The sequence below is a fragment of the Microbulbifer sp. VAAF005 genome (genome assembly GCF_030012985.1).
Lineage (GTDB): Bacteria > Pseudomonadota > Gammaproteobacteria > Pseudomonadales > Cellvibrionaceae > Microbulbifer.
Window position 1 is genome coordinate 337,972 of the sequence record NZ_CP120233.1, and the last position, 20,231, is coordinate 358,202.

The window sequence follows — 20,231 nt, forward strand, 5'->3', positions numbered from 1 at the left end:
TTGAACATTTACTAGAGCCAGATAAATAATGATGAAGATGTTTTATCGACGGCTGCTTGCGGTCGGATTGAGTTTTTTTGTTTGTACTGCAACGCTGGCTCAGGGCCCGGAGCGGGTTACCCTTTCTCTCGACAATGCAGACATTCGTGATCTGATCAATTGGGCCGCTGACTTCACTGGCAAAAATATTATTGTCCACCCAAACGTTAAAGGTAAGGTCACTGTGGTTGCCGGCGACCCCATGACTCATAACGAAGCCTTTGATGTGTTTATGTCCGTGCTCCAGGTTAACGGGTTTAGCCTAGTGGAGCAGGGTGGCACCTGGAAGGTAGTTCCAGATGCATTAGCCAAGCAGCAAGCAATACCTGTCGCTGATGAGACTACTCGCGCTCCAGCGGAGTCCCTCGTTGTGCGTACTGTAAGGGTAGAGAATATCTCCGCTTCACAGTTGATCGCCATGCTTCGCCCATTGATTCCGCAAACTGGGCACTTGGCGGCTTACGCGGATACCAACACCCTGATCATTGCCGATCGCGCTGCCAATATTGACCAGATTATTCGTCTGGTGAAACAGCTTGATCGGGCTGGTGCCATTGATATTGAAGTGGTACCGCTGATGTTTGCTTCCGCGAAAGCAGTCCAACAGGTACTTAATGACCTTCTTCAAACCAGCGGAAACAAGGCTGGCAAAGAAGTGCAGCCTCTGCGAATCTCTGTTGATGAACGTTCCAATAGCATTTTGCTGACCGGAGACCCAGTTACTCGACAGCAGATCAAGACCGTTATCGGTCGCCTAGATGCGCCGCTAGATGGCGATGGCAACACTGCAGTTGTTTATATCCAGTACGCAAATGCTGCAGACCTAAAGCCAATTCTTGAAGGTATGAGCGGCAGTATCCAAAACACTGAGAAGGATCAGCAAGCTGCAAATGTTGAAGTTAGTATCCAGGTTAATGAATCTCTCAATGCTCTGGTATTAACTGCCCCTCCCGCACTGCTTGAGACAATGAAAGGTGTTATTGCCAGATTGGATGTGCGCAGAGCGCAGGTTCTGATCGAAGCAATTATTGTCGAAGTGACAGAAGGTACTGGTAATGAGCTGGGGATTAGCTGGATTGCCGGTGCTGGTGACAATGCGGTTGCGGGCTGGAACAATACTGGTTCTTTTGATGATGATGGCGAGATTAATCCGTTCTCGCTGCCAGTAACTGACCTCTTGGGCGCAGGTGCACTAAATCTGGGTTACCTGAGTGGTACTGATATTCGGGCAGCAATTAATGCTGTGGCCTCTGAAACCAATACCAATATTCTGTCTACACCGACCATCATGGCTTTGGATAATGAAGAAGCTGAGATTTTGGTAGGTCAGAACGTACCCTTCATTACTGGTGAGCAATTGCTGTCTGGTAGTAATGACGATCCCTTCACCACTATTCAGCGTGAAGATGTAGGTACCACCCTCAAAGTGATTCCCCGTGTTAACAACAACAACTCAGTAACTCTCGAAATTGAGCAAAAAGTTGAAAATGTTCTGCCGTCGACAGTTGAGGCTGAAACTGGGGCTTCGGATATCGTCACTAGCAAGCGCGAAATTCGCACTAAAGTACTGATTGATGATGGCGCCATTCTAGTGCTGGGCGGCCTGATGGAAGATCAGGTTTCTGAGTCAGTGTCCAAAGTGCCCCTGTTGGGTGATATCCCCGGTATCGGACGTCTTTTCCGCAACACTAGTAAAGATGTTACCAAGACTAATCTAATGGTATTCCTACGCCCCAGAATCCTCAGTACCCAGGTTGCTGGCTACGAGGAGACGCGCAGACGCTATATGGATATGCAGCAAAAGCAAATATTCCTGAAAGACCGCACTAGCCTGATCTGGGATTGGCATCGCGGTGATGTGCTGCCTGATATGATGCCGCCAACCGGTACCTATAACGAGAGCCCTGCTCCGGTAGATGGTTCTATAGATGGTTCTATAGATGGTGCTGCCATTGAATCACTGGAAGAGGATGTGGACGTTGAGGTGTTGGAGGTAGAAGAAGCTAAATGACGGCTGAAACAGGAACAGGGACTCCAACAATTCGCCGCCTTCCCTACGCTTTCGCAAAGCGTCACAAGGTTCTGTTAACAGAGCAGGAAGGCAAACCCCTCTGCCAATATGTGGCGCCGCTGAGTCCATCAGCGGTTGCCGAAGTGCAGCGCATCAGTGGTGCGGCTGTGTCTTTGGAGGCTGTAGAGGAAGGCGTTTTCCAGGGCGCTTTGCAACGCCTGTACGAGAACAGGGAGGGGGGCAACCTCTCCGAAGTCGAAGGCCTGGGTGAAGACCTGGATCTTGCAGCAGTTGCCGATTCGCTGCCTGAGACTGAAGACTTGTTGGAGCAGGAAGACGATGCACCCATCGTCAAATTGATCAACGCAATTTTTGCCGAATCGCTCAAGCAGGGCGCCTCGGATATTCATATTGAAACCTTTGAGAAGCGCCTCGTCGTGCGCTTTCGGGTGGATGGTGTACTCCGCGAAGTACTGCAGCCTCGGCGTGCTCTGGCTCCATTGCTGGTATCCCGTATTAAGGTAATGGCAAAGCTGGATATCGCAGAGAAACGTGTGCCCCAAGATGGCCGGATCTCCCTTTTGATGGCTGGCCGAGAGGTAGATGTACGTGTCTCTACCATGCCGTCATCGGCGGGTGAGCGGGTTGTAATGCGTCTGCTGGATAAGCAAGCGGGCAAAATGGACCTGAGTAAGCTGGGGATGGCAGATCGCGACTTGCGTGTGATGACAGACCTGTTGGGACACCCCCACGGCATTATCCTGGTGACCGGACCAACGGGCTCCGGTAAAACCACCACCTTGTATGCTGGCCTCGGCAGTATCAATAACCGTGAGAAAAACATTCTGACGGTCGAGGACCCGGTGGAATACAACCTGGAAGGGGTTGGACAGACTCAGGTAAATACCAAAGCCGATATGACTTTTGCCCGGGGGCTTCGCGCGATTCTGCGTCAGGACCCAGATGTGGTGATGGTCGGTGAAATTCGAGACCTGGAGACTATGCAGATTGCAATCCAGGCGAGTTTGACCGGACACTTGGTGCTCTCAACCCTGCACACCAACACGGCTTTGGGTTCAGTAACCCGCCTGGTGGATATGGGAATTGAGCCTTTTCTTTTATCGTCCAGCTTGATTGGTGTTCTAGCCCAGCGACTGGTGCGAGTTTTGTGCCCTGAATGCAAGCAACCTCATGTGGCTGACAGCAGCGAGCGTGAGGTTCTGGGTGTCAAACCCGATGAAGAAGCCATTATTTATCAACCCAATGGCTGTGAAGAGTGTAGCCACAGTGGCTATGTCGGTCGTATCGGTATCTATGAATTGGTGCCGCTCAATGAAGTGATGCGCCAGTTGATTCACGATCGCGCTTCAGAGAGTAAGTTGGTTGCAGAAGCCCGCAAGCTTGGCCCCAGCATCCGCGACGACGGCATAGAGAAAGTACTGGCGGGTAGGACCTCCCTAGAGGAAGTGCTACGAGTTACGCAGGAGTCCTGATTGTGGCAGCTTTTGAGTATACAGCGCTGGCAGAATCCGGCCGCAAGAGCCGCGGTACGCTCGAGGCGGATAGCGCGCGCGCTGCGCGGCAGCAGCTGCGCGCTAAAGGTATGGTGCCCCTGGAAGTCAGTGCAGCTACCGAGAAAGAAGAGAAGGGCGGTGCCAGCTTTCTATCTGGTAGCCCTGGGCTGAGTGTTAAAAACCTGGCCCTGCTAACTCGGCAGATGTCCACCTTGCTTCGAGCGGGTATTCCCCTGGAAGAAACCCTTGGGGCCATTGCCAACCAGACTCGCAACCAAAAAATCAAGCGCGTGGTATTGGCTGTTCGGGGCAAAATTCTTGAAGGGCACAGCTTTGCCTTGGCCCTGAGCAGTTTTCCACGGGCATTCCCCAAACTCTATCGCGCTACGGTTGAAGCAGGGGAGCACTCTGGTCATTTGGATGCGGTGCTGGATCGCCTCGGTGACTACACGGAAGGGCAGCAGCAATTTCGCCAGAAGGTGCAGCTTGCTCTGATCTACCCAGTTGTTTTGGTATTTATCTGTGTATTGGTCGTAACCGGTTTGATGGTGTACGTGGTGCCTGATGTTATCGAGGTATTTACCGGCACCGGGCAGGTTTTGCCGCTGGCTACCCGTATCCTGGTGTCCATGAGTGATTTCATTTCTGCCTGGGGCTGGTTGGTGCCGCCGGCACTTGGAGCACTCATTTTTGGGGTTGTGATGATGCTGCGGCGCCCGGCAATCCGATATCGTTTCCACCATCGTTTGCTGGAGCTACCAATTATTGGTTGGTTGATACGCGGTGCTCAGAGTGCTCGTTATGTGGGTACCCTAGCGATTCTTACGGGCAGCAGTGTCCCGTTGGTACAAGCCATGGGTATCGCCGGTGGGGTAATGACCAATACCTTCCTTAAAGACAGACTCGATGCGGCTCAAAAGAGCGTGCGCGAGGGCGGGAGCCTTCGTAAAGCACTGGAAGATGTAGGCTATTTTCCACCGATGATGATCTACATGATCGCAAGTGGTGAGTCTTCGGGCACTCTCGATGAAATGCTGCAGCGTGCGGCGGATTCGCAAGAGCAGGATTTGCAGGGTGCGGTAACTGCCTTTGTGAGCATCTTTGAACCTTTGATGCTGCTGATAATGGCTGCCATCGTGTTGTTCATCGTTATGGCTATTATGATGCCAATTCTGAGCATGAACGAATTGGTCGTTTAACGCTCAAATTAGGTGTAGGTCAAAGAGAAATTGCGTAGCTGCTTCAGGAGGTTGGTATGAAATCCTTGCGCAACAGCGCCGGCTTTACACTGCTAGAGGCGTCGAAGATTCTTGTTGGGCTGGGAGCGGCAGTTTTGCTGGGCATGTTGCTGCTTTAGGCTGGGGAATCGTGTAATTTACTGATTTGGTGACTTTTAAATAATTGGGGTCACGAAGGGTATCGTGACCCTTGGGGTTCCCAGAGTTAGAGTGAACTAGGAGAGAAAAATGAAAACCCTACGTAAAAGTGGTGGCTTTACCCTGATTGAAATTATGGTGGTGATCGTAATTCTCGGGGTGCTTGGTGCACTGGTTGTACCTAATGTACTTGGCAAGACCGGAGAAGCTCGCATGAAAGCGGCAAGGGTTGACCTGAAAGCCATCGAGACTGCACTGGACCTCTACCGTATGGATAACTTTGTCTACCCCAGCTCTGACCAGGGTTTGATGGCATTGGTATCCCGCCCATCCGGCTTCCCCGAAGCGAAGAACTGGACTGAGCCCTACCTGAAGAAAGCGCCAAAAGATCCTTGGGGCTATGAATATCAGTACATCAGCCCAGGCAGTGCCGGTGCCTACGACCTGTTCACCCTCGGTGCCGATGGCAAAGCGGGCGGTGAGGGCGAAGCCGCTGATATCTACGTTACTGACCTGTAACACCTGAAATTTGCACTTGATGTATAGCATCGGTCGAAGCCGCGGCTTTACGCTGATCGAACTGTTGGTAGTGATTGTCATCATCGCCTCTCTGGCGGGCATGGCGACTCTATCGATGGGGAATTCTGGCGGGCGTGTGTGGCAAAAAGAAGCCCAGCGCCTGTCGGCCCTTTTACAGTTGGTTGCGGATCGAGCCCTGATTGACAAAATGCATTACGGCGTTGTTTTTGAACAAGGCACTTATAGTGTTGTGCATTTTGAGCAGGAGACCATGACCTGGCTGCCCTTGGATTCAATAGTGTCCGGAAGGCGCGCTGCACGTTTTGCCGCTCATGAGCTGCCTGAAATTGTACGCCTCGAAGTGATAACAGAGGCCGAACTGCCCTCGGCAGAATCTACCGAATTTGCGGAAGAAACCAGCGAAGATCGGGTAGTTCCCCAATTTGTTGCTCTCTCTAGTGGAGAGGTGCTTCCAGTGGAGGTTGCCATGTATCTTGTTGAGAATGGCGACGATGTTAGAGGCGCGACAATTTCTTACACCAGCCTGAATGGATTGCAGCTAGAGTGGCAGGCCGATGAGATTTAAGGGTGCCCAGCGCGGCTTTACCTTAGTGGAAGTATTAATAGCTCTGGTCATTTTTGGGGTTATTGCCGCCAGTGTCTTGCAAGCAATGCAGCGCAGTGTGCGCCAGCAGCGAGTAATGGAAGACCGACTTTCCGCAAACTGGGTTGCCCAACAGGTGCTCTCCCAGGTTCGCGTGCAAACTCCCTGGCCTCCACTGGGTGAACAAACTGATCAGGTAGTGCTTGGACTGCAGGAGTGGGAGGTAAGCGCCCGTGTAGAGGCCACTAGTAATGAGCGCTTGCGCCATATCATTATTGAGGTGGGCCACCTGGATGCGGAGTACCCGACCCTGACTCTGGATGCCTGGGCTGCGGAGGAGTAACTAATATGTCTATGCGCCTTCCCAGCCAGTCGGGCTTTACCCTTGTTGAAGTTCTTGTTGTTTTAATCCTGGTCGCAATTATCAGTGTCGGTTCTTTCTCCCTGCTGGGACTCTTTTTTGATACTGAAGAAATGGTGGATCAGAGAGCGGAACAGCTACGCCGCTTTTCTATGGCGATGTACCGTATAGATAACGATTTTCGCCAAGTCACTGCCCGCGCGGTTAAGAATGCTTATAGCGGCTATGAGCCCGCATTGCGCGGGGACGAAGATGAGCTGGAGTTTACTCGCTTAGGTGCGGCAAACCTCACAGGTGAACCTCGCGGAGAGCTGCTGCGCTTAAGTTACAGTATCGGTTATGCCGAGGACCTTGAAACCGACTCCTTGACTATCGGTACAGGGGGGAGGATGAAGAGTTCGGTGGGCTGTTGTTACGCAGTCGATGGCAGGTTTTGGACCGGTCCCCCGACTCTGAGCCCATTACTGAGCCCCTCCTAATGGGTGTCGAAAGCTTGAGCCTTCAATACTTGGATCCAGACAGTGATGCCTGGGTTGCCCAATGGCCGCCTGTTAGTACTACTACTTCCACAACAGAGGCGGATACACGCCTTCCTCAAGCTATTGAGTTCGTTATTGTCACCCAACAGTACGGAGAGATCCGTCGCGTTTTCCAGATATTGACAGAGGAAGATAGTTCTTCTGATGACAATGACGATAACGGGACTTAGGCCATGAAAAGTAGCGATATGTCGAAGTCGTTGGGTCGTCAAAGGGGCGTAGCTCTGATTGTTGTACTGCTGGTGATGGTGATTGCTATCGCGGCGGTAACCCATGCCATATTGCGGGATCAAATTGCGATTTCCCGCAGTGGTGCACTTTTGGCCAATACACAGCTTGCTGAGTTTGTTGAAGCTGCGGAAGCCTGGACGCGGGTAGCTCTGTTAGAAGACTTTGAGGAGGATCAAGAAGAGGAGGAGACTGCAGATCACTCTCTGGAGTCCTGGGCATTCCCAGTTCTGCAATTCAATCCTGACAATGGCAAAATTCGCATGAATATCATGGACTTACATTCATGTTTCAATGTGAATAATTTGTCTGATAGCAGCGATAGTGATCAGTTTGCGATTTTCCAGCGCCTAGTGAATAACGTCACTGGCAAGTCCGATCTAGCCAACTCAATCGCGGATTGGGTGGATGACGGTGATACCCCGAGAACCTCAGCTACAGAGGATGATGGTTATTTGGGCAGAGAACTTGCCCATCGAACACCGGACATAATGATCAGTGACATCTCTGAATTGTCTTCGGTAGTGGATATGGAGCTAGAGGATTGGCAGAAGTTAGTGCCTTTTCTCTGTGCTCTCCCGGAAACGGGAACCCTGGTAAATATCAACACTGCCTCTGAGGAGCTAATTGAGGCAATTGAGCCCTCTGCGAGTGTTTCTAAGTTGGTGCAACTTCGTGAGTCGGGTGGTTATATCAGCGATTCGAGTGAATATGCTGATTATGACATCGCCAATTCAGGGCCTTTTACCTATCAAAGCCAGCACTTTCTGGCGCGTATTGCTGTCCAACTCGGGGAAGATGGCGAATACCGGCAATATTGGGAGTCCGCCCTTGTTCGGAATAGCACAGATGGTTCGGTTCGGGTGCGCCAGCGCCAGCGCCGAACATTTTCTGGTCAAATGATGCAGGAGCTACTCGACTACGAAAGCACTGAAGAGAGCGAATAGTTAGAAATTGTATGTTTAAAAAGAAAAGCATTAATGAGATTGAAGCCCCAGTAGCGCCTCCACAGTCGTCTTTGGTTCTGTTGCGGCTGAGTGAAACTGCGGATTTGACTCTGCGTTTGCATCAGTGGCAAGAGGGTGAATGGCAACAAGTAACCCTGGATTCAGAATTTGCTCAGGCATTTAATCCCGAATTTGAAGCTGTCGAAGAGCAGCCGGAATTCCCTCAGCTCAACCTTCCTGAGGGAGCCAAAGCGCTACTGATGGTGCCTGGTAACTGGGTATGGAGCGGCCTCGAAACTATACCTAAGGCAGCTCGTCGCCAGGCAAGTGCCATTGGTTACATGGTTGAGGAGCATTTAGCCCAGGATGTCGAGGACTTGCACTTTGCCTGCAGCCCCCGCACTGGTGATCTCTGCAGCGTATACGCCATTGATGTTGAAAAAATAGAAGCGCTTCACTCCCAGTTGGAGCGGCTCCAGTGGCCGCTGGCTGCTGTAGTGCCGGAGTATGAATTACTTAGCCTGATCGAAGGTGACATTCGCCTGTGGCTGGATGGCGGCCAAGCGCATATCTGGAAAGGTGCCGGGCAGGGTCTAACTGTTAATCGCGATTTTTTACAACCTCTCCTTGGTTCGCTATTAGTTGATGAAGGTGATGAATCTGAAAGCGAAGACGACTCTGAAAGCGGCGAGCCGATCGATAACAAACAGGTAGTACTGCTGGGGGCTGGCGAGCAGGATGGATTGCTGATTGCTGAGCTGGAATCCCAGTTTGGTGATGGTTTACAGCTTAACCAGCGCTCAGCGGAAGAAGTCTTTATTGAGCGGTTCAAGCTGGGGCTGCTAACAAACTTGCTCACTGGAGATTATCAGTTATCGAGTAATAAGAGCGCTGCGGTTTGGTGGATACGCCCGGCTAAAGTTGCTGCCGCTTGTTTTGTTATCCAGCTACTGTTTTTCGTCGGTGCCGGTGCTTTTTATCAGTGGAAGGGCAACCAGTCTGAAGAGCAGGCCCAGGCGATGTTTACGGAATTGTTCCCGAATACTCGACCGTCTGCCCAGATGCGCCGACAGCTTGAAGGTTTTCTGAAAGGCGCGGGTAATCAGGGTGGTGCTTTCTCTACCCAGATGCAGCAGTTGAGTAAAGTCTGGATTGCTCACAAAGGGGGCGCATTAAAGTTACAGTCCCTGCGATTCGATGGTCAGCGTGGAGAAATGGTGTTGCAACTTCAGGCAGAAAACCTGTCTGATCTCGATGCATTTGTCAGCAAGCTATCTGGCGGTGGGATCAAGGCGGACCTGTTAGGTGCGAACGAGTTGAAAAAAGGCGTTTCAGGCCGTATTCGCTTACGTTAGAGCCAGCGGTTTACATAAAGCAGCCAAGCGTAAGAAGAGATTGGTGGTAGCAATATAATGAAAGAACAGATCGAACAGTGGCGCCAAAAATGGCAGGCACTTCCGCCCAATGACCAGAGAGCCTTAGGTCTGCTAAGTATATTCGGAGCCGTAATTTTTATTGTTTATGGCCTGTACTCCCCGGCAAAGGGCTTCTTTGATGAGTCCCGCTTGCGAGCGGAAGAAAATCGTGAGCTGGTTAACTGGATGGAGGGCCAGCGCCCGACGTTGGAGCGAATAAAGCCCGCAGGCGGTGGAACTGGTGGTGCTTCAGGAACTCTTCTGCAGCGCGTTACTAGTGCGGCCAAACAAAACCAGATTGTGATTAAGCGCTTTGAGCCTGAGGGTGAAAACCGTATTCGATTGTGGATTGAAGAAGTCCGTTATCAGGATTTGCAACCCTGGTTGAATCGCCTAATGCAGGAGAAAATGGCTGTTCGTACGATTAATCTGGATGCCCTTGCCGATGAAGGTATGGTCTCTGCTCGATTGACGATCGAAGGCTAGTAACCTCCCTACAGGCAGGCTCGAATATAGAACTCGGGCCTGCCTCTCCCCACCACCTCTTAAGCGCACGTTGTCATCGGCGCTCCCAATCGTGTGCATCCCCACAGAAGTAGGGTGGTTTTAGGCGGAAATGTCATCTTTAGCCCTATACTGGATTAGGAATGAGGAAAAAGGTGCCACTATGCTTTTTAAAGACATATCCACCAAGCATTTGGTAGAAGTGGCTGATATTGTCACACTTTCGAATCCCTACGAGCTGACTGTGGTGGGCCGTTATCTGTGGGGTGAAGAGATTCAAGACCCAGAAGTCTTCGATAAAACTGACTTATGCTTCCTCTCTGGTGAGCCACTTCCTAGATGCTGGCATGATAGCCGCTACCGGGATAAAGAGGTTCGCAGGCTTCGTTGCGGCACTCACGCTTCAGAGGATGGCGACTACTATCAGGGTGCTTGAATTTATAGTTTTACCAAATGGTACAGTGGTCGACTAGATTTTGCCAATGACTTACCAGTTGCCCTCAAGCACTGTACAATGCGCGCCAATTTTTTAAGCGAATGCACGCATGACATTTGAGCAGTTTGAAGAGTATTCCCTGTGGTTGGGAATCGGTGCACTAATTCTATTTATGGTGTTTATTGTTTGGAACCTGGCAAAAGATTCCAAGGCTGGTAGATTTGGGACATTTATTCTGTTCCTCGCTCTGGGGCTTGGACTGCTGGGGTTTCTAATAAAGACCGTTTTGGTTGAAGTACTCGGGATAGGCTAGGGAGCTTCAATGGCACCGGATACCCAGTCTCTCAGGGAAGGTCGCAATGTCTATATTTGATCGCCCTGAACTCAAGGTTCAAAAAGACAGACGTATTTGCCGCGCAACTGATATGCGTATCGCCAAATATACCCGGCGCGGCATGGTTCTCTCCCTTTTTGCATTTCTGATCGCAGCCTCTATTGGCGATATGCGCCTAGAAGCTCCGCGCCTGTTATTAACAATGGGAATCGGCCTGGTAGTACTAACCCTGATCAGGGGCTACTACGTTTTTCGCTTCGACCACCTGTATGGCTCGGGACCAAATCGTTGGCGCAATCGTTACTTTCTGTTCTCGATTATCGGCTCAGCCTGGTGGGGCATTACTTTATTTTACTTTGTCTATTTAATGGGGTTTGCGCCTGAGACCCACTTCCTGTGGATCTACTCGGTAATCTTTTGCTCCAGTGTCACCACCGTATTTTCTCCCTACCATCGTTTCCTGACCTGGTTCACAGCAACCTCACTACTGCCAGCAGCGCTAATGGCACTGTTCTCGGGCATGATCCTGGGGACCATCTACGGGACTCTCACCCTCGCTTTTATTTGGCTGACTGCCCACCAGGGCCGTCGCGAATCGGAGAACTATTGGGAGCGTCTGTCTGCGATGCAGGAGCTGCAACAGAGAGCGAGTAGCCTGGCTGCAGCCCGCAAACACTCTGAAGCTGCAGTTGAACTGACCAATGAGTTTATTGCCAATATCGGCCAAGAATTTCGTAGTCAGCTATCTGATTCCCTCGGCGCTCTGGCGCTGCTGGAAGCTGAACCATTAAACGAGCGACAACGCGAATGGGTGGAGCTGGCCAAGGCCGCCAGTAGTCAGCAGCTAAAACTGGTTGATAATGTAGGCTTGTTTACCCGTGTGGCCCGAAAGGATATCCGCTTGCGCCAGGGCCCCTTTAACCTGGTGAAAACGGTGGAAAAATCATTCAAGTTTGCAGCGAGAGCTGCCCACAGTCAGGAGTTAGAATTTAACTTCCAGATTGATGACAATCTCCCGGTGATGGTGACAGGGGATAATCGCAAAACGGCCCAGCTGATTCGCAATCTGGTGGACTCCGCTACTGGCATTGCCCAAAGAGGCGAGCTGTGGGGGGAGGTATCTTATAACCCGATCACCACGGTAGAGGGGCAGCTCTCGATCACTTTGATGGATGATGGGCGCGGTGAGATATTGCCGGACGAGAGCGAACTTTTCGGTGCCTTCTCCCGTATGGATACCACCCAGGTAACTACAGGTCTTGGGCTGTCGATAGCTAAAGGTTTAGCTGAAGCGATGGGCGGTTATCTACAGCTGCATTCAACGCCGGATGGTAACCGCTATCAGGTAGTAATCAAGTATTCTACAGAGCCAAATCAGCGAACCTATCTCACACCGGATAGGAAATTACAGGATATTGAAGTCCTGTTAATTCACCAGAAGGGCCTGTTTATTTCTGGTCTCGCGCAGGTACTGCGCTCTTTTGGGATGGATGTAAAGTCCATCCGCTGGTGCGAAGGTTGCGAGTGTGAAGTCCAGCAGTTGCTGCGCCAAGCGGTAGAACGCAACCAATTGGTAATGATGGCACCGGCAATGGGGGATTCGACTCTTTTCGACTCCATTACGCCTTTCTTTAAAGAGTCCCAAGAGGCTGGTGAAAAAGAGAGTCGCCTGGTATGCCTGGGCGGCTTTGGCCAGAAAAGCGAGTTTGCTCACCTGCAGCAACTCTTACCATCGTCACAGTATCTGAGTCGACCGGTGACCCGTAAAGAACTGCACGATGCGTTAGTGGGATTACTGTTTGGCGGTGCGAAAAGAAGCTGTCGAAGAGTGGTTACCGGTGGGGCGGATCAGCCGCGCCACTACTCTTTGCTATTGGTAGAGGAGTCCAGGCCACATCAGTGGGTGACTGAGGAGATGCTTCAGGCCCTCGGCTACCAGGTAGATATAGCGGTAGATGCGGATGATGCCTTAGTTCGCTTGTCTGAAGGCCATTATGATTTGGTGTTAGTGGACTGCCAGCAAAATACGGATCATAGTGCGCAGATTATCGAGATACTGCGTCGCTGGGAGTCTGAGCACCGCCCGGATGATCGCCTGCCTATTGTTGCTGTAACCAGTACTACTGAAGAGCAATTTGAGGGCCGTTGCCTGGCAGCAGGAATGGATGATTTTCTGACCAAGCCACTGAGTAAAGATCTTCTTCGGGAAACCTTGGCGCGTTGGCTGGGTAGTGCTTAGCTTACTGATCTTGCTTTGATATTCGATAAAAAAACCGCACTTCAGTGCGGTTTTTTTATTTCCCATTTACTCAAGGTGGGCGTCTTGTGGCTTTGGAAGTTGAGAAAAGTGCTATTCCAAAGACTCATTATCAGTCGCTATTGAAATGATCGGCACCGAGAAACGGTTTTTGGTTTGGGGAAATAGGAATGGCCGCAGCAAATGCTGCGGCATTCGACAAAGTATGGGTTAGAACTCGTAGCGAACCCCCATACGAGCACTCCATAGAGAGGCATCGGTCACGCGGGTTTGCCCCGCTGGGTCCAGGAATTCCTCAAATACGTAGCGCCCTTGGTCATCGATGCTGGCCGTTACCGCTGACTGGTAACGAGGGAATCCGCCCTCATACATAACGCCCCATTCGTCATTCAGCAGGTTGCCCAGGTTTTCAATAACAAAGTACGCGTTAACCCGGTCTTCCGCACGCCATCCCGGTAGTTGTTGGTCGATACGCAAATCGAACTTGGTCCACCAATCACTGTTAAGTGAATTGCGTTCCTTAGTCCCGCTATCCAGGTCTTCAGAGTCAACCCAGGCGAAGAAGGCCTCAGTATCGAAGTCATCTGCAAATACAACATTGGCATCATCGGCGCCTGAGGGTACGTAGAGCAGGCCGCGACCCCAGCCCGCATCACCAAAGATCTGATCACCAAACGTGTAGCTGTATGGAATGCCTTCATTGGCAGAACCAAACAAGGTGAATCGTGTTTCGTAGCCTGAGAAAAACTCTTGGGTGTAATCCAACTTCAAAGTGAAGCGATGGGGAACTACATAGTTTGATGTTGCAGTGCCTGGATTCTGTGCATCAGCGGTAGCGATTTTGGTGTAATTGGAGTAAGCCACAGAGCTGGTCATGGGGTTAACATCTTCAGCTTCGGTGAAGGCATAGCCAAGGGCAATACTCAGGCCAAAATCAAAAGACTTGCTGAGGCCGAGAGAAAGTACGCTGGAATAACCGGAATCGCCATCCACATTGGTCAGCATGAAGTCTTCGCTGCGACCATTGGCACTGCCGTAAATCGGGCGCCCATCAGCAGTCGAGTCAACTTGCTCAAGAGAGATATCTTGAATAATTGCGGCATCTTGATAATCGCTGTACAAATAGTCTATAGATGCTAAATAACCGGATTCAAATTCGTAGCTACCGCCGATTGCATACTTCCAGATGGATGGCAGTTCAAAATCCGGATCCATCAGGTTGACCCCACCTACAGAACCATCACTATTTGCGACCATATCATAGAGGTCTTGTGGGATTTCATAGATCGGATCGCCGTTATTGGTCCAATCCATATCAAATAGGGGTGCCGCTTCTATCTTGGGCTTCGATTTGCAGAACACCATTATTTGAGTAGTTATTGGAAATCCATACATTGGGATTCCCACCGGAGTAAAGGCCGATACCGCCGTGTAGCTCCAGGTTATCGTCAAGGTTCCAGCTCAGGCCCAGGCGAGGTTGTAGCAGGTCCAGGCCATCCATATTGTGCTGGTTGGAAAAGCCATAAGTAGAGGTTATGTCTGCGTTAGCTACTGGCTTGTCATCACTGCTGTAGCGGTCATAACGCAGTCCCGCAACCACTGTCAGGTCCAGATTTGCGAAGATATATTCATCCTGGGCGTAGAGTGTATCGATGCTGTAACTGAATTCAGCGGCAGCGTCTAAAATATTGTTGGTGCCAGCTGCATTCTCATAGGTTACCCGGTTGGCAATCCCGGCTTCAAAATCTTCGATGCTATCGAAACGGTATTCTCCTGCAGCCTCCTGTATAAACAGGTTGTAGACCTCGAAGTTTTCATGTTCATAGCCGGTGGTTATGTTGTGTTCACCCAGCAGCAGTTTACCGGCGAGCTTAAATGTCAGGTTTTCATAGCTTAGCTTGTTGGCATGGCGAGAATCATCAGCACCTAGATAGACTGTCGCACGGGAGTCATTGCCGTCGTTGTCATGATCGTTGTAAGTGGTGATTTGAACTTCACCAAAATCAGTTCCGCCCAGGGAGTTTTGGCGGTTGTCCAAATCGGAGTAGCCAATTTTCATCTCTGTAGAAAATATGTCACTCCAATCGGAGAAAAGCTGTGCAACATAGGAGTTTAATTCGGCTCCGCGCTCGTAATAGTGGTTGGATAGTTCCAGCTCATCGGGGTCATTGTCGGCCTCGGCTATGGAAAAGCCGTCGTTGTAGTTGTAAGTAAACGCAGCTCGGTGATCGTCAGAGATATTCCAATCAAGTTTCACCAACAGCTTTTCGTCTTCTTCTGGCATGCTGGTGGGTAGGCCGCCCGGATTGTAGCCATAGACTTCATTGGAAATACGAATAATCTCATTGAGCTGCTCTTGGGAAACCCCTTGTACTTCGATGGCAGAGCTGCTGCCTGCAGGTCCTCGGTCAAAAGTGGCAACGCCTTCCAGCTTTTCATAGGCAGCAAAGAAAAAGAGTTTATCTTCGATAATGGCTCCACCGAGAGTTGCGTTGTAGCGCTTCTCATCAAAGCTGGCCACATCGATATCGTCACCCTCCAGGGAGTCACCACGAAAACCATCATCGGTGTAGTCGTAGAAAAATGAACCATGCCACTCATTGGTGCCGGACTTGGTCACTGCGTTGATATTACAAGCGCTGAAACCGCCATACTGAACATCGAACGGCGCCAGTTCGACGGCGACATGATCGATAGCATCATACGAGAACGGCATACGTTCAGTGGGGTAGCCATTGCTATTCAGACCGAAGTTGTCATTCATGCGTACGCCATCAACCGTAAGGCTATTGAAGCGAGGGTTGGCGCCGGCGCACTGGATAGCATCAACATTGGCTTCATCCACATAAACTCGCGGATCGAGACGTAGCACATCCTTGATATCGCGATTAATGGAAGGGGCACTGGCAAGGTCGTCACTGTTAAAGTGCAAAGATGGGCCTACAGCTAAACGGGACGTACTGAGCGCTTGTCCCAATACGGTTACTTCTTCCAGATTGCTAGTGCCGAGGGTTAGGCTCAGAGGGAGGATATCACCAACGGAGAGGTAGATATCTTCAATAACTCGCTGGCCTTCCTCGGAATCGATGGTGACGGTGTAGGGGCCACCCACTCGCAGGCCACTCAGGTTAAATTGCCCCGCGTCGCTGACTTCTACCTCACGGCGGCTATTGGAGGGGGTGTGAACCACTGTTACAGTCGCATTGGTAATTACTTGACCGTTGCTTCCGGAAATAGAGCCGCGAATGCCGGCTGCAGTTTCCTGTGCCTGAGATACCTGCGCCATACTGGCAACAGAAATAATCGCCGCAGATAGTAATACGCGCGGGAACAGAGAAGGTTTCATAGCGTTTTCCTGGTCTAAAGAATTGCCAACTCAAGTGGCCCAAGTAATTATCGAGTTTTGCTCTTGCAACTTAGGTTCCAAGTTCCAATGGAGACTGTTATGTAATTTTTATTGGGTACTGTCTAAGAGCTGAAGCGATTATGTAGTGCACATATAAATAAATTATTACAGCCGTGAACTTGTCACATACTGGCGTTAAAGTACGCAGCAAATTCACTCTGGCGGACATGCCCAATGAGCATACGATTGATAATTGCCCGTATAGCAGTTGCACTATTCGGACTCACAGCTATGACACAGGCATACGCTTGGGGAGATGATGGCCACAGGGTCGTTGGAGAAATTGCATGGCATTACCTGGACCCGGAGGTAGCTGCCGAAATAGAGTTGCTCCTTGATGAAGTCGGTGAGCCGCACCTAGCTGAATCCACAACTTGGGCTGATCGAATTAGATCTAACGAGGCTTACAACTGGGCTGCGCCACTCCACTATATAAACCTGTCGCGAGATTGGAGTACTTATGTTGAGGAGCGGGATTGCCCTGCTGTAGGGTGTATATTAAAGGCGATCCAAAATTATCAGAAGGTACTGGCCGATCGCTCGCGCACCAAGAAAGAGCGAGCAGAAGCACTAATGTTTATTGCCCACTTTGTTGGAGACCTTCATCAGCCGCTACATACCGGATTACTTTCGGATAAGGGTGGTAATGATGTGCAAGTCCAGTTTTATGGGAGTGAAACAAACCTACACGCACTTTGGGATATTCACTTAGTATCCCGTTTAGTTTTAGATTGGCAAGATTACGCTCAGGAGCGAGTAAAAAAATTAGCGGGTCCGAAAGGCAGCTTTGGCAGTCTACCTCGGTTGAAGTTTGGGCCCAGGAATCCCACAAATTGGCCCACAAGCTGGCCTATACCACTGAAGCACAATTGGGTGAAAAGTACTTTCTGCGCTGTCAGGACTCTGTTGAAATGCGATTACAACAGGGTGGGGTTCGTCTGGCATCTGTACTGAACGGTACTCTGGGTAATCCAGGAATCGATGTTGTCAGCAAATAATTCTACTCCAGGCTTGCCTCAACCTTTGGTCTGATTGTGGTGAGCCGAGAGCCTTGGATCTTCAAAATATGCCAAGTTAGCCCCCAATTTTGTGTAGCCTGGTTACACATATATCTGAATTGTTGTTTTATTTTAGAATTTATTTGTAAATAGCGGCCAATCGATCTCGATATGGTAGTTTTCCAGTCACCTGTACTGAAAGTCTGGTGAAAAATGCAAGAATTGTTTCTTTTATAAGGTTGGTCTAGGTAGGTATGGCCTAGGATGACTCCGGTACTTAAAGACATTGATAAGTTTTTTCTGCCTGACTCACAGGTTGATGTTGCTACTGATCTTAAAGGAGTTTCAGCAAGTTAATCTTCTAGGGTTCGAAGATGGAAGTACTATTAAGCCTGAAGGGAAAACTAAAAAATTATAATTTCTTAGTATGTATCTGCGATTTTATTAATTGTAGGGTGATTTTTTAATAGCTTCTTATAGTTTGATTTTTTGATGGGTAAGCGATTAATTTTTAATAGCGGGTCTTTAGGGGCCACGCATCCACCTTTTAATCTCTTTGAAAAGTTTTTTTTGATTATTGAGCGGTGTAATCTCTAAGTAGTATTTCTTCCTGAAGTGTTACCTTCTCTCTTTGTATACACACCTTTCGTGTTGACACCCTTGTACCTGTTTGGTATCAAATAATCTCGAGTTGCATGGTGAATTTATCAGTTTGTATTTAGCCCTTAGAAATAAAAATAATGATTCATCGGGTTTAGGTGTGAATTGAAAGAATTCTTGGCTAAACAAAATAAGACTTTAATGCTGACGTTATTTACAGTCGTTATGGAGGATGTCATCGATGAGTGGAAGAGGTTTTAATCCTAGGGCGTGTCAGGAGCACTTTGCTGGTATTTGTTTTGTATCCAGTTTGAGGTCGTACGGCTCTCTATTTTCCAGGTTTTATGCGCAATGGCAGGGCAATGGAGGAGTAGAAAGCTCGCTGGGTAGGACTTGGAATGGGCACACCGCACTAATTTCCGGTAGCAATGGGGCTATCGATACGATTGTTGGTTGGGATCCCAATAGTTCTTGGAGTGCATTTAAAGGTTCAGTAGGTGGGCGCCATAATAGTATGCGGCCTATTGACGGCCGTTGGCGTGATGACACTGGCATGAACGCGGATCCAACAGCGCAATACTATGGTCTTAAAATTAGCCAGACTCAGCACAACGACTTCAGGGATTTTTTACGACAGGATCTTTTAGGTACCCAAGGATTTGGGCGCCACCTCAACAATACCGGCATTACATTCCAATATGCATTTGCTCCTGGTAAGTGGATGGAAAGACTTAGCTCTTTGGAGGGGAATAATAACGGCCAATTACAAATTATTTCTAATTGCTCGGATGCGGCTTTTCACGTGTTGGCAAGTTTCCTTTACGATTGGCGTAAGGGAAATTACGTAACTGAATTGGCATCATTTATGAACACTGGAGATGAAAAAAATAAAAACATGTCTCAAGGCCGCTTAATGCAGTGGTCAAGTCAAATGGGGCAGCAGGGCTAAAGCTAATTAGGGGAACAGGTGATGCAGTGAATTACAATTTGCATCGCCTTATTCCCAGTAGCAAAAAATCTGGGCTGAAGTCAGCTAGTGTAGAAGAGTAACCGAAAGCTTCTCTAGAGGGTTACGCTACTTTATGGAACTTCGCAACCTTTAGCGGCAGTCCATATTTTGTACCACTGCTCTCTACTTAAGTTGAGTTTTAAGCTTTCAATAGCCGATTTGACTCTTTCAATACTTCCTGAGCCCACAATCGCTAAGGGCTTGGAAGGGAAGCGTCGTACCCAGGCATAGATTACTTGGTCAATATTGGCAGCCCCGACCTCTTCTTTAATACCGTCCAAGGTGACACGTATACGCTCAGCTTGGGTATCTGACCTAGTGAAAATCTCTCCGCCTGCTAGGCAGGACCAGGCCATGGGGTGAACCCTATATTGCTGTAACTGATCCAGGGTTCCATCCTCTGCCACGCTAAAGTTGACAGGGTTGATCTCGACCTGATTTGTTACCAGTGGGGAGCTTAACCGGGACTGCAGCAGGTCAAATTGATAGGGAGTAAAATTGGAAACGCCGAAGTGCTTTACCTTGCCAGCCTTTTCGAGCTCGGTGAATACACTAGCGACTTCATCCGCATCCATCAACATATCCGGCCGGTGAAGAAGCAGAATGTCGATATGCTCCACGCCAAGACGAGAAAGGGAGTTATCGACCGAGTGCCGAATATGATCAGCACTGGAGTCATAGTATTTTACCTTTCTGCCGGGATGCTTTTCAGAGAGCAGCTTAATGTTGCATTTGGTGACAATTTCAATGCGATTGCGAATAGAGCGATCAAGCCTTAGCGCCTCGCCGAACAGTTGTTCGCAGGAGTAGTCCCCGTAGATATCTGCATGATCGACGGTAGTAATTCCAAGGTCTACATGCTGTTTCAGGAATGTCAGGCGCTCCTGAGGACTTAGGCTCCATTCACTCACACGCCAGTAGCCTTGAATTAGCTCTGACAGTTCCGGCCCGTTGAGGGATGCTTGCACTCTATTAACCACTGAATACCTGCCTGGTCGAAAAGTGCAAGGGTATTCTTGTTCCTGCTGATTCTCAACGACTAATGTGACGAGCAGATTGCCGATAGCCACATCCTCATGTCAGGTTGACAGTTGAATTAAGCAGCTAACGAAACCTGAGTAATCGTTTATCACT

At 49.7% G+C, this 20,231-nt stretch carries 19 protein-coding genes and 1 pseudogene; 17 read left to right on the forward strand and 3 right to left on the reverse strand.

Annotated elements, in window-relative coordinates:
* Nucleotides 1-28: 28 nt before the first annotated feature.
* The 14 genes from gspD to P0078_RS01535 all read left to right on the forward strand — a co-directional run bounded on the left by gspD (nt 29) and on the right by P0078_RS01535 (nt 13,066).
* On the forward strand, nt 29-2,050 hold the full coding sequence (gene gspD, locus P0078_RS01470) for a type II secretion system secretin GspD (protein WP_282932705.1): 2,022 nt from the start codon (nt 29-31) through the stop codon (nt 2,048-2,050).
* Entirely contained in the window at nt 2,047-3,543 is a 1,497-nt protein-coding gene (gene gspE / locus P0078_RS01475) for a type II secretion system ATPase GspE (protein ID WP_282932706.1), read from the forward strand. Before gspD ends, gspE begins: the two co-directional genes overlap by 4 nt.
* Nucleotides 3,544-3,545: 2 nt before the next feature.
* Nucleotides 3,546-4,763, forward strand: a complete 1,218-nt coding sequence (gspF, locus tag P0078_RS01480) for a type II secretion system inner membrane protein GspF (RefSeq protein WP_282932707.1) — start codon at nt 3,546-3,548, stop codon at nt 4,761-4,763.
* Between the two features lie 267 nt (nt 4,764-5,030).
* Entirely contained in the window at nt 5,031-5,459 is a 429-nt protein-coding gene (gspG, locus tag P0078_RS01485) for a type II secretion system major pseudopilin GspG (protein ID WP_282932708.1), read from the forward strand.
* Between the two features lie 19 nt (nt 5,460-5,478).
* Entirely contained in the window at nt 5,479-6,045 is a 567-nt protein-coding gene (gene gspH, locus P0078_RS01490) for a type II secretion system minor pseudopilin GspH (RefSeq protein WP_282932709.1), read from the forward strand.
* Complete coding sequence (gspI, locus tag P0078_RS01495) at nt 6,035-6,406, forward strand: type II secretion system minor pseudopilin GspI (protein WP_282932710.1); 372 nt, start codon at nt 6,035-6,037, stop codon at nt 6,404-6,406. Before gspH ends, gspI begins: the two co-directional genes overlap by 11 nt.
* Nucleotides 6,407-6,411: 5 nt before the next feature.
* Nucleotides 6,412-6,903, forward strand: a complete 492-nt coding sequence (locus tag P0078_RS01500; RefSeq protein WP_282932711.1) for a type II secretion system protein GspJ — start codon at nt 6,412-6,414, stop codon at nt 6,901-6,903.
* Complete coding sequence (locus tag P0078_RS01505; protein ID WP_502867291.1) at nt 6,834-7,133, forward strand: type II secretion system protein GspJ; 300 nt, start codon at nt 6,834-6,836, stop codon at nt 7,131-7,133. Before P0078_RS01500 ends, P0078_RS01505 begins: the two co-directional genes overlap by 70 nt.
* Nucleotides 7,134-7,151: 18 nt before the next feature.
* The gene (gene gspK, locus P0078_RS01510; protein ID WP_282932713.1) at nt 7,152-8,138 is read left to right on the forward strand and encodes a type II secretion system minor pseudopilin GspK; all 987 of its coding nucleotides are present in this window, start codon (nt 7,152-7,154) and stop codon (nt 8,136-8,138) included.
* Nucleotides 8,139-8,149: 11 nt separating this feature from the next.
* The gene (gspL, locus tag P0078_RS01515; RefSeq protein WP_282932714.1) at nt 8,150-9,493 is read left to right on the forward strand and encodes a type II secretion system protein GspL; all 1,344 of its coding nucleotides are present in this window, start codon (nt 8,150-8,152) and stop codon (nt 9,491-9,493) included.
* A 57-nt stretch (nt 9,494-9,550) separates the two neighbouring features.
* Nucleotides 9,551-10,039 carry a type II secretion system protein M gene (locus P0078_RS01520; protein ID WP_282932715.1) on the forward strand — a complete coding sequence of 163 codons (489 nt, stop codon included), beginning with the start codon at nt 9,551-9,553 and terminating at the stop codon, nt 10,037-10,039.
* Nucleotides 10,040-10,220: 181 nt separating this feature from the next.
* Nucleotides 10,221-10,493, forward strand: a complete 273-nt coding sequence (locus P0078_RS01525; protein WP_282932716.1) for an acetyltransferase — start codon at nt 10,221-10,223, stop codon at nt 10,491-10,493.
* Nucleotides 10,494-10,602: 109 nt separating this feature from the next.
* Nucleotides 10,603-10,806, forward strand: a complete 204-nt coding sequence (locus P0078_RS01530; RefSeq protein WP_282932717.1) for a DUF2788 domain-containing protein — start codon at nt 10,603-10,605, stop codon at nt 10,804-10,806.
* 46 nt (nt 10,807-10,852) lie between these two features.
* The gene (locus P0078_RS01535; protein ID WP_282932718.1) at nt 10,853-13,066 is read left to right on the forward strand and encodes a response regulator; all 2,214 of its coding nucleotides are present in this window, start codon (nt 10,853-10,855) and stop codon (nt 13,064-13,066) included.
* A gap of 228 nt (nt 13,067-13,294) precedes the next feature.
* On the opposite strand, the gene P0078_RS01540 is transcribed toward P0078_RS01535, so the two are convergent.
* Together P0078_RS01540 and P0078_RS01545 are read right to left on the reverse strand one after the other, a co-directional pair.
* Complete coding sequence (locus P0078_RS01540) at nt 13,295-14,398, reverse strand: hypothetical protein (protein ID WP_282932719.1); 1,104 nt, start codon at nt 14,396-14,398, stop codon at nt 13,295-13,297.
* A gap of 1 nt (nt 14,399) precedes the next feature.
* A complete protein-coding gene (locus P0078_RS01545) occupies nt 14,400-16,430 on the reverse strand; it encodes a TonB-dependent receptor (RefSeq protein ID WP_282932720.1) in 2,031 nt (676 codons plus the stop codon).
* Between the two features lie 291 nt (nt 16,431-16,721).
* On the opposite strand from P0078_RS01545, the pseudogene P0078_RS24395 reads away from it, so the two are divergent.
* From P0078_RS24395 to P0078_RS01555, 3 genes and pseudogenes are all read left to right on the forward strand, one after another.
* Nucleotides 16,722-17,216: pseudogene (locus P0078_RS24395) on the forward strand (S1/P1 nuclease); the annotation flags it as partial.
* A 5-nt stretch (nt 17,217-17,221) separates the two neighbouring features.
* Nucleotides 17,222-17,488, forward strand: a complete 267-nt coding sequence (locus tag P0078_RS24400) for a S1/P1 nuclease (protein ID WP_353057034.1) — start codon at nt 17,222-17,224, stop codon at nt 17,486-17,488.
* Between the two features lie 841 nt (nt 17,489-18,329).
* Nucleotides 18,330-19,037: a hypothetical protein gene (locus tag P0078_RS01555; protein ID WP_282932722.1), complete on the forward strand. Its 708-nt coding sequence runs from the start codon at nt 18,330-18,332 to the stop codon at nt 19,035-19,037.
* 131 nt (nt 19,038-19,168) lie between these two features.
* Here the strand turns inward: P0078_RS01555 and P0078_RS01560 are convergent, their stop codons facing one another.
* A complete protein-coding gene (locus P0078_RS01560; RefSeq protein ID WP_282932723.1) occupies nt 19,169-20,065 on the reverse strand; it encodes an aldo/keto reductase in 897 nt (298 codons plus the stop codon).
* Nucleotides 20,066-20,231 lie beyond the last annotated feature (166 nt).